This is a genomic window from Paraburkholderia sp., assembly GCF_034668105.1.
GTDB lineage: Bacteria > Pseudomonadota > Gammaproteobacteria > Burkholderiales > Burkholderiaceae > Paraburkholderia.
Genome location: NZ_JAXDPY010000452.1, coordinates 1 through 7,893 on the forward strand (window position 1 = coordinate 1; position 7,893 = coordinate 7,893).

At 61.2% G+C, this 7,893-nt stretch carries 8 protein-coding genes and 1 pseudogene; 5 read left to right on the plus strand and 4 right to left on the minus strand.

The genetic code is table 11. The features are described 5' to 3' along the window. On the minus strand, nt 1-237 hold a 237-nt coding region (locus QOC89_RS31930), incomplete at its 3' end, for a helix-turn-helix domain-containing protein (protein WP_416340428.1). A 135-nt stretch (nt 238-372) separates the two neighbouring features. Here QOC89_RS31930 and QOC89_RS31935 point away from each other — a divergent pair. Then, entirely contained in the window at nt 373-744 is a 372-nt protein-coding gene (locus QOC89_RS31935; protein WP_416340429.1) for an Arm DNA-binding domain-containing protein, read from the plus strand. Here the strand turns inward: QOC89_RS31935 and QOC89_RS20315 are convergent. From QOC89_RS20315 to ilvD, 3 genes and pseudogenes are all read right to left on the minus strand, one after another. Continuing rightward, nucleotides 729-950: pseudogene (locus QOC89_RS20315) on the minus strand (NAD-dependent protein deacetylase); the annotation flags it as partial. The gene QOC89_RS31935 and the pseudogene QOC89_RS20315 overlap by 16 nt on opposite strands. A gap of 142 nt (nt 951-1,092) precedes the next feature. Then, on the minus strand, nt 1,093-1,788 hold the full coding sequence (locus QOC89_RS20320) for a phosphatase PAP2 family protein (protein ID WP_323046661.1): 696 nt from the start codon (nt 1,786-1,788) through the stop codon (nt 1,093-1,095). A gap of 655 nt (nt 1,789-2,443) precedes the next feature. Next, the gene (gene ilvD / locus QOC89_RS20325; protein ID WP_323046662.1) at nt 2,444-4,306 is read right to left on the minus strand and encodes a dihydroxy-acid dehydratase; all 1,863 of its coding nucleotides are present in this window, start codon (nt 4,304-4,306) and stop codon (nt 2,444-2,446) included. A gap of 201 nt (nt 4,307-4,507) precedes the next feature. Here ilvD and ribBA point away from each other — a divergent pair, with 201 nt between their 5' ends. From ribBA to QOC89_RS20345, 4 genes are all read left to right on the plus strand, one after another. Then, on the plus strand, nt 4,508-5,644 hold the full coding sequence (gene ribBA, locus QOC89_RS20330; RefSeq protein ID WP_323046663.1) for a bifunctional 3,4-dihydroxy-2-butanone-4-phosphate synthase/GTP cyclohydrolase II: 1,137 nt from the start codon (nt 4,508-4,510) through the stop codon (nt 5,642-5,644). Nucleotides 5,645-5,694: 50 nt separating this feature from the next. After that, on the plus strand, nt 5,695-6,201 hold the full coding sequence (gene ribH, locus QOC89_RS20335) for a 6,7-dimethyl-8-ribityllumazine synthase (protein WP_006050161.1): 507 nt from the start codon (nt 5,695-5,697) through the stop codon (nt 6,199-6,201). Continuing rightward, on the plus strand, nt 6,198-6,632 hold the full coding sequence (gene nusB / locus QOC89_RS20340) for a transcription antitermination factor NusB (protein WP_323046664.1): 435 nt from the start codon (nt 6,198-6,200) through the stop codon (nt 6,630-6,632). Before ribH ends, nusB begins: the two co-directional genes overlap by 4 nt. A 246-nt stretch (nt 6,633-6,878) precedes the next feature. Beyond that, the coding region (locus QOC89_RS20345) for a pyridoxal phosphate-dependent aminotransferase (protein WP_323046665.1) at nt 6,879-7,893 on the plus strand (1,015 nt) is incomplete at its 3' end.

A 7,893-nucleotide genomic window follows, 5' to 3' on the forward strand; every position in this document is an offset into this window, starting at 1 on the left:
TGACGTCGTCTGCTCATCGTTTAAGCCCCCGGGGCGACCCAATGCTCGCCTGCGCCACGGTTCATCATCCGGATACGCCTCCTTCAACCTCGCCCAGCGCGACACTGTTTGCCGGGTCACACCGAACTCCCGCGCGACGTCTGCTTGCGACACCCCGTCATCGAGCAGAGTCATCGCCTCACGCCTGCGTTCGCCTAGCCCATCAAAGTCCCGCCTCGTCTTTTTCTCCGCCCTCAAATAAGCCCCTCCTCTTCATTTTGTCACCTACTATATTCAAAATCCGAATATTTTTTCAAAGTTATTTAGCCAACACGACTCTATCGCCAATCGGTATCGTTTCAACATCGAAAACTTCAATGTTGAACGACTCAAATGGCTCTGACCGCACTTGAAATAAACCGTGCTGCAACCGATGGCAAACCTCTGAAACTGCCCGACGGAAGCGGACTCTACGTGTACGTCACTACGAAGACAAAGTCGTACCGAACCGACTATCGAATCGGCGGCCGAAGGGGCACCGTTGTTCACGGGCAGTATCCTGCCATGACACTCTCCCAGGCTCGCGAGCGCAATCGGGAAGCCAAACAACTGCTTGCCGGCGGCATTGATCCAGCAACGCACAAAAACTCGAAAAACTCGCCCTCAACGCCTCCTTCGGCGACACGTTCGAGGCCACCGCGCAGCACTGGTTCGATGGCAAGAACGCCTTGCGCTCGAAAGCCTGGCAGGATGTCCTCGAAGTGAACGCCCTCGGCGTGCAGCGCGGGGTAAGCACGCCAGAAACCCTCCGCGCCACGGAAATCTGGCAAACCCGAATCGACACCCATGCTGGCGCCGGCAGTAATCAGCAGACCATCGGCTTCGCGCAGCCACTGCGCCGCCGAAGTAACTTTGAACAGCCACGCGAAAAAGATCGCTGCACTCGCCTCTATCAGATCGAAACCGGCCATTAGCCGACCTTTGTCTCGATAGTTCATGGCGCCCGCGCCCGCTCCTGGACAGTGTCAGCCCGGATTCGCGTACGTTTTCAAATCAGTCATCTGTCATGCTTGCGCTGAAGCCCAGACTGTTGCCAGTGGTAGCCCCGCGTAATTACAGCCATTTCAAAACCGACCGCCCGAGAACTAGTAGCTCCTCGAACTGGGTTACCAGTTCAAAACATACAACAAACAAAAACGAGTAAGAGGGCCCGGGAAATCTGTGCATCCATCGCAGGATTGGCATTGCAAAACGGGTTCTAACAGCGTCCCGAGTCATTATCCAGGTGATGGTCATTCCGATCGCCGCCCCGGCGACTATGTCGGTTGGATAATGCCAGCCCAGATAAACGCGCGGCAGGCATATGAAGATCGCGGTGTACAAAAGTGCAAGCGCGCCGACGCTGCGCCAGATGAGAAAAATCCCGGTCGCGATCGACATCCATAGCATCGCGTGGTCACTCGGAAAGGAACTCCAGTTAGGCAGCACGGCCGCTCCCAGATCACCCGATGGAAAATGCAAGTGCAGCTCAGGGTTATAGAGAGGCCGTATCCGAAATGACAAAGAATGGGCAGAAACTCTGAATATTGCGAGCGCAAGAAGGCCGCTCGCGATTGTCGCGATAACCATTTCACGCTCCCATTCACCGCGCTGACTGGGTTTGAACCATATCCACCACAATACGGGTACGAGCACGAAACCTTTGAATGTGTTCAGGCCCGCGATGAGTCTTATCGCGTCGTTCAACGTGTCGGAGCTCAGAGCATTGTGCGTCAGGAAAGTCTGGATTGCTGTATCGAAAACGTTCATTCGGCAAGCCCTAGTTTTTTAGCTATAACAAAATGTTTCGTCAGCGGAACCTCGCGCGTATTTTTAGCGATCTGGATCGAATACGCCTGCCATCCTATACGAAAAAGACAATACCTAAGCAAAGAAGGCCCGGGACAATCGTAGCGGGCCCGCTAACGATCGGTTTCGTCGAGCAGTGGGCGGATTTCACTGCGTGGCGGGGCCCCGGCTTCGCGAACGAGCGGTGGCTTACGAGCATGTCGATATTGTCATGGCGGAATGGCGACAACATGGCCTCGTCTTCAAGACGTTCGTTGAATCAATGTCCGCTTCGTAGGAGTGCGAACGTCGGCTCAGGGTCGAGTTCTGCCTGTCGATGCACACTTGCGTCCGTTCGCAGCCGTCTACCGACGTCTCGCTACAGGCACAGCAACGCGACGGTATTTGTGACGGTATACGCAAGCATTTCCGACGCCCTCTCCTTGAGGGGCAAGCGTTTGCGGTCAGACTCAACATAATTGCGCGGCATGTGGAGCGGATGCTCAGTGCTTCGCAGAACAGCCAGCAGCCATTGAAGTAATTGGAATGAAAAAGGGCAGCGTTCATTGCGAACGCTGCCCCATCTTCACGGCTCATGCTTCAACGAGCCAGTAGCTTGCGCTTCAGTGATTGATGCTCACTTGCGCTTCAATTGCGAGAGATCGCGCACGGCGCCGCGGTCGGCGGATGTGGCGAGCGCCGCATAAGCCTGCAACGCCTGCGATACCACGCGTTCACGATCCACCGGCATCCAGGCCTTGTCGCCGCGCGCTTCCATCGCTTCGCGGCGGCGTGCCAATGCTTCGTCCGACACCACCAGATGCATCTTGCGGTTCGGAATGTCGATCTCGATCACATCGCCCTCTTCCACCAGAGCGATCGTGCCGCCTTCGGCTGCTTCCGGCGACGCATGGCCGATCACCAGCCCTGACGAGCCGCCGGAGAAACGGCCGTCGGTGAACAGCGCACACGTCTTGCCCAAGCCCTTCGATTTCAGATACGACGTGGGATAAAGCATTTCCTGCATGCCGGGGCCGCCCCTGGGCCCCTCGTAACGGATCACAACCACGTCGCCCGCCACCACCTTGTCGTCCAGAATGGCTTCGACCGCGTCGTCCTGGCTCTCGAAAACACGTGCGCGCCCGGAGAAGATCCATTGTGATTCGTCGACGCCCGCGGTCTTGACGATACAGCCCTTCTCCGCGAGGTTGCCGTACAGCACGGCGAGGCCACCGTCTTTCGAATACGCGTCCTGCTTGCTGCGGATACAGCCGGTCTTGCGGTCGGTATCGAGCGACGCGAAGGTGGCTTCCTGACTGAATGCAACCGTAGTCGGGATACCGCCCGGGGCCGCGCGGAAGAACTTCTGCGCTTCTTCGCCCGCGCCGCCGGCGACGTCCCACTTTGCAATCGCATTGCCCAGCGTGCCGCTATGCACGTTGCCGCACGACAGATCCAGCAGCTCCGCCCGCGCCAGTTCACCGAGGATGCCGAGGATGCCGCCGGCACGGTGCACGTCTTCGATATGGTATTTGTCCGTTGCGGGCGCCGCTTTGCACAGGCACGGCACTTTGCGCGAGATTCGGTCGATGTCGGACATCGTGAAATCGACGCCGGCTTCCTGCGCGGCGGCCAGCAAGTGCAGCACGGTATTGGTCGAACCGCCCATGGCGACGTCGAGCGCCATGGCGTTCTCGAATGCCTGCCTGGTGGCGATGCTGCGCGGCAAAACCGACGCGTCTTCTTCCTGATAGTAGCGGCGGCACAGGTCCACCACGAGGCGGCCGGCCTGTTCGAACAGGCCTTTGCGCCAGGCGTGGGTGGCGACGATCGTGCCGTTGCCGGGCAGCGCCAGACCAATCGCTTCCGTCAGGCAATTCATCGAGTTCGCGGTGAACATGCCCGAGCAGGAACCGCACGTCGGACAGGCGCTGCGCTCGACTTCGGCCAGTTCGGCGTCGCTGACTTTGGAGTCGGCCGCCTTGATCATGGCGTCGATCAGGTCGATCTTGGCGATCACCTGGCCGTCGGTCGGCGATTTGACCTTGCCCGCTTCCATCGGACCGCCGGACACGAACACGACGGGGATGTTCAGGCGCATCGCGGCCATCAGCATGCCCGGGGTGATCTTGTCGCAATTGGAGATGCAGACCATCGCGTCAGCGCAGTGCGCGTTGACCATGTACTCCACCGAGTCGGCGATCAGCTCGCGCGAGGGCAGCGAATACAGCATGCCGCCGTGACCCATGGCGATGCCGTCATCTACTGCGATGGTGTTGAATTCCTTGGCCACACCGCCGGCCGCTTCAATCTCTTTCGCGACCAGCGCGCCCAGGTCGCGCAGATGCACATGGCCCGGCACGAACTGGGTGAACGAGTTCACCACGGCGATGATCGGCTTGCCGAAATCGCCGTCTTTCATTCCGGTGGCGCGCCACAAGGCGCGGGCGCCGGCCATGTTGCGGCCGTGAGTCGATGTGCGTGAGCGATAGTGCGGCATGATCTGTCTCGAACGTTGAGCGGGGAAATTGTTGTCTGGAGGCGGCCTTCGCGGGCGCGCCGAATTATAGCAACGCCGCCCCCGTCAAACCGCCGCCAGAGCGCCCAGCTGCGTCGCCAAACGTCCTATGCCGTCCGGCGCAGGCGACTTGGGCGCGCGCGTGGCGTAAAATACGCGCTTTCTTCGAAAAATTTTGCCAACATGACGCTCGCCTCCACTCAAGAGATCATCGCCGAACTGAAAGCAGGCCGGATGGTGATCCTCGTCGACGAAGAAGATCGCGAAAACGAGGGCGACCTTGTGATCGCCGCCGAATTCGTTACGCCGGAAGCGATCAACTTCATGGCCCGCTACGGCCGCGGCCTGATTTGCCTCACGCTCACGCAGGAACGCTGCAAGCAGCTGAACCTGCCGCTGATGACCTATCGCAACGGCACGCAGTACGGCACGGCGTTCACGGTCAGCATCGAGGCGGCGGAAGGCGTCACCACCGGCATCTCCGCAGCCGACCGCGCCCGCACGATCGCCGCGGCGGTCGCGCCGGACGCCAAGGCCGAGCACATCGTGCAGCCGGGCCACGTGTTCCCGATCATGGCGCAGCCCGGCGGCGTGCTGGTGCGCGCCGGCCATACCGAGGCCGGCTGCGACTTCACCGCGCTGGCGGGCCTCACGCCGGCCGCGGTGATCTGCGAAGTCATCAAGGACGACGGCACGATGGCGCGCCTGCCGGACCTGATGGAATTCGCCAAAGAGCACGATCTGAAGATCGGCACGATCGCGGATCTGATCCACTACCGCAGCCGCACTGAATCGATCGTCGAGCGCATTTGCGAGCGCACCATGCAAACCGCGCACGGCGCGTTTCGCGCGGTCATGTACCTCGACCAGCCGAGCAGCCAGCCGCATATCGCGCTGGTGCGCGGCACGCCGAGCGCGGAACGCGACACGCCGGTGCGGGTGCACGAGCCGCTATCTATGCTGGATCTGCTCGAAGTCGGCAAGTCCACCCATTCGTGGACGCTGGATGCGGCGCTGAAAGAGATCGCCCAACGCGATCTCGGTGTGATCGTGCTGCTGAATTGCGGCGATTCGAAGGAACATCTGGTCGACGTGTTCAAGGCGTTCGACTCGAAAGAAAAGGCCGAGGCGCTCAAACGCCGGCCGGTCGACTTCAAGACGTACGGCATCGGCGCGCAGATTCTGCGTGAGCTGGGTGTCGGCAAGATGCAGGTGCTGTCGAACCCGCGCAAGCTGGGCAGCATGTCGGGCTACGGCCTCGAAGTCACCGGCTTCGTGCCCATGCCGGGCAGCATCGCACAGGCTCCGCAACAAGGCTGATCCGACCATTCACGCGCTTAAGCGCCAACTCAAAACACTACGGAATTCTCATGGAAATCGGACAATATCAACCGAATCTCGACGGCGACGGACTGCGTATCGGCATCGTCCAGGCGCGTTTTAACGAACCCGTCTGCAACGGCCTCGCGGATTCGTGCATCGAAGAACTCGAACGCCTCGGCGTGACCGGCGAAGACGTGCTGCTGGTCACCGTGCCGGGCGCGCTGGAAATCCCGCTGGCACTGCAAAAGCTCGCCGAAAGCGCGCAATTCGACGCACTGATCGCGCTGGGCGCGGTGATTCGCGGCGAGACGTACCACTTCGAGCTGGTGTCGAATGAAAGCGGCGCGGGCATCACGCGTATCGGCCTCGACTTCGGCATTCCGGTCGCGAACGCCGTGCTGACCACGGAAAACGACGAGCAAGCCGTCGCGCGCATGACCGAGAAGGGTCGTGACGCCGCGCGCGTCGCTGTCGAAATGGCCAATCTCGCCGTCGCGCTCGAGCAACTCGGCGGTGACGACGAAGAAGAAGACGAAGAAGAGGAAGAGGCATGAAGAGCGCACGCCGACGCTCCCGCGAACTGGCCACGCAGGGGCTTTATCAGTGGCTGCTGTCGGGCTCGCCCGGCAGTGAAATCGACGCGCAACTGCGCGGCGCGCAAGGCTTCGACAAGGCCGACCACGAACATCTGGACGCCATCCTGCACGGCGTGATCCGCGATTCGGAAGCGCTTTCCGCGGATATCGCACCCTGCCTCGACCGCCCGATCGACCAGCTTTCGCCGGTTGAACGCGCCGTGTTGCTGGTCGCCGCGTTCGAACTGAAGAATCACGTCGATATCCCCTATCGCGTGGTCATCAACGAAGCGGTGGAACTCGCCAAGACGTTTGGCGGCGCAGACGGCTACAAGTACGTGAACGGTGTGCTGGACAAGCTGTCGGCGCAACTGCGCGCTGCTGAAACGCAGGCGGCTCGCAAGCATTGAGCGCAAGGGGCGTGACCTGGTCATGCGCGTTGCCGCTCACGCGGATTTGCAGGTGGCCTCATGTGGGTCACCGGATCACCGGCTTGTTGGGGTCCCCGTCCGCCGGATCGTCCGACGGCCGTTTGAACCCGAAACTGAACAATGCAGCCCCATATTGCTGGGCACTTGCAAAGACGCCGCTGCGCACATGAACCCATGCGCGAGGCGCCGTCCCGCTTTTGCTTCTGACTGAACTGGATTGATCGTATGAACTCCGTGACCGAACCCTTAATGCGGCTTGCTGCCCGCGTTGACGCCATTCAGCCTTTCTACGTGATGGAACTGGCCAAGGAGGCCGCGCTACTCGAGCGCGATGGGCGCGACATCATCCACATGGGCATCGGCGAACCCGATTTCACCGCGCCCGAACCGGTCATCGAAGCAGCCGCGAGCGCGCTGCGCCGCGGCGTCACGCAATACACCAATGCGCTCGGCCTGCACGCGCTGCGCGAGGCGATTTCGACACACTATGCGGAGGTCTACGGCGTCAACGTCGATCCGGCGCGGATCGTCGTTACCGCCGGCGCGTCGGCCGCGCTGCTGCTCGCTTGCGCGGCCCTGGTCGATCGCGATGACGAAGTGTTGATGCCCGACCCGTGCTACCCGTGCAACCGTCACTTCGTGATCGCTGCCGAAGGCAAGCCGGTGATGGTGCCAAGCGGGCCGGCAGAACGCTTTCAGCTGACCGCCGCCGATGTGGAGCGTCTGTGGAACGAGCGCACTCGTGGCGTGCTGCTGGCGTCGCCGTCGAACCCGACCGGTACGTCGATCGAACCGGCGGAACTTGAGCGCATCGTGAAGGCCGTGCGGGCGCGCGGCGGCTTTACGATCGTCGACGAGATTTACCAGGGCTTGAGCTACGACGCGAAGCCGGTCTCGGCGCTCTCGTTCGGCGACGACGTGATCACCGTCAACAGCTTTTCCAAGTATTTCAACATGACCGGCTGGCGTTTGGGCTGGCTGGTGGTGCCGCCCGGCATGGTCGGCGCGTTCGAAAAGCTCGCGCAGAATCTGTTCATCTGTGCGTCGGCGCTCGCGCAGCATGCGGCGCTGGCCTGCTTCGAACCGGACACGATCGCAATCTACGAAGCGCGCCGCCTTGAATTCAAGCGCCGCCGCGACTTCATTGCGCCGGCGCTCGAATCGCTGGGCTTTGCGGTGCCGGTGATGCCCGACGGTGCGTTCTACGTGTACGCCGATTGCCGCACCGTCGAGCATCGGA